The organism is Streptomyces sp. NPDC088354 (assembly GCF_044753585.1).
GTDB lineage: Bacteria > Actinomycetota > Actinomycetes > Streptomycetales > Streptomycetaceae > Actinacidiphila.
Window position 1 is genome coordinate 1 of sequence record NZ_JBIVNJ010000156.1, and the last position, 1,704, is coordinate 1,704.

The window sequence follows — 1,704 nt, forward strand, 5'->3', positions numbered from 1 at the left end:
GGTTCTGTCGACGATCTTGTGGTCCAGATCGGGTGAGGGCTCATCGTGCGAGTAGGACTCGTTTGCGAAGAAGGTCGAGGCCGGCTCGGCCGAACATTTGACGCTTGAGCATTTTCAGGCGGTTGATGTTTCCCTCGACGGCGCCGGAACTGTAGGGCAGGGAAAGACCGTTACGGACGGCATCGACGTCGCGCCGGAGGTTTCTGGCAAAAGACGCCAGCGCGACATGGGTGTCCTGTTCGGCAGCGGTGATCCAGTCGTCGAGACGGTCGCCGCGGCGTCCGGCCATCATTGCAGCAAACTTCCGGACGTGATCGGTGAGCCTATCCAGCTCGGGATTGCTTTCGCGTAGACGGTGGAGCTTGTCTGCGTCCTCGTCCCGTAGGTGTTCGGGATGGGCCATGATCCAGGAAGTGACCTCGCGGACCGACGGTGGCTTGGGGCCTGGGGCGGGCGCGTGTCCACGCCCGGTTCGGTAACGTCGCAGGTGACGCTGAACAGCCAGTTCACCTCCCGGATAACCAAGGCCCTGGATTTCCCGGTAGAGCTGTGCGGCATTTCTGATGCCTTCGTTCCAGCGTTGGTGTAGGTAACCGACGTACGGATCGACGATGTGCTCCCGCTGGAGGCTCTTGGCGACCACGTCGTCTGCCGAGCGGGCCCCGGCCAGCTTGCGGACCGTGGCCTGGTGCAGCCCGAGTTTCCGGCCGATCGCCGCCTTCGACATTCCCTGTTCCCGCAGTTCGTGGACGGCTGCATGCTGTTCACGCAGCCGAGTCACGATCTTCAGTTCCTTTGGCGGTGGCTGGACCACCTGCGGCTCCGCCTCCGGCTTGTCGGGGGTGCCGGCAGTTCCAGGGGACGTTTCGACCAGGCGGGCGCGATGGGCGTTCACCGTCTTCTCGACTGCCTGACCGAGGTTGGCCCACAAGTGATAGCGGTCGGCGACCTGCTCGGCCTGCGGCGCCCCCATCCGTGCCCCCTCCCCGTATCCCGCTGAGCGATCGCGGCAGATGACTTTCACTTCGGGGTGATCGCACAGCCAGGCGGCCAAGTCCTCGCCCTCGCGGCCATCGAAAAGGTGAAGCGGACGGTGGGTGGCCATGTCGATCAGCACCGTGCCGTAATGACGCCCCTTGCGGAAGGCAAAGTCGTCCACGCCCAGCACTTCCACCTCGCCGACATCGGGCTCAGGTAAAGCCCTGACCAGCCGCAATAGCGTATCTCTGCCCACGCGGATGCCGATCGCATCCGCCAGTCGGGCTCCCGCCCTGCCGGCCAGGGCCAACCCGACCTGCGTCAACAGCCCGCTCAGCAGCGGAGTATGGCGACTGTGCGGGGTGGTCAGTCCCGCAATCTGCTCCGCAAACGTGATCACCGAACAGGCAGCATTCTCACAACGGAATCGGCGTATGGATAACTGGATCACGACGCCGAGCCCGCCCACGGCGACATCGCGCAACTCGCGCACATACCGGCCGTGCACGCGTGTCGATCCTTGGCCACACCGGCAAACCGCGGTCGTCGATCGTGCCCGCGTCCTCAGCACCACCTTGTCCGGCAGTCGCTGGACCCCTTCGATCAGCAATGCGGACAGGTGCGGAAACAGCTCCAAGAGCACGTCACAAGAGCACACCGCGCATGATCGCGAACAGCTGACACGACCCGCTCAAGCGTCCGAATCACAAGATCGTCGACAGAACC

1 protein-coding gene is annotated in these 1,704 nt (G+C 64.2%); it reads right to left on the reverse strand.

Annotated elements, in window-relative coordinates; translation table 11 throughout:
- Nucleotides 1–40: 40 nt before the first annotated feature.
- Nucleotides 41–1,621, reverse strand: a complete 1,581-nt coding sequence (locus ACIP98_RS42435) for an ISL3 family transposase (protein WP_319665828.1) — start codon at nucleotides 1,619–1,621, stop codon at nucleotides 41–43.
- Nucleotides 1,622–1,704: the final 83 nt, after the last annotated feature.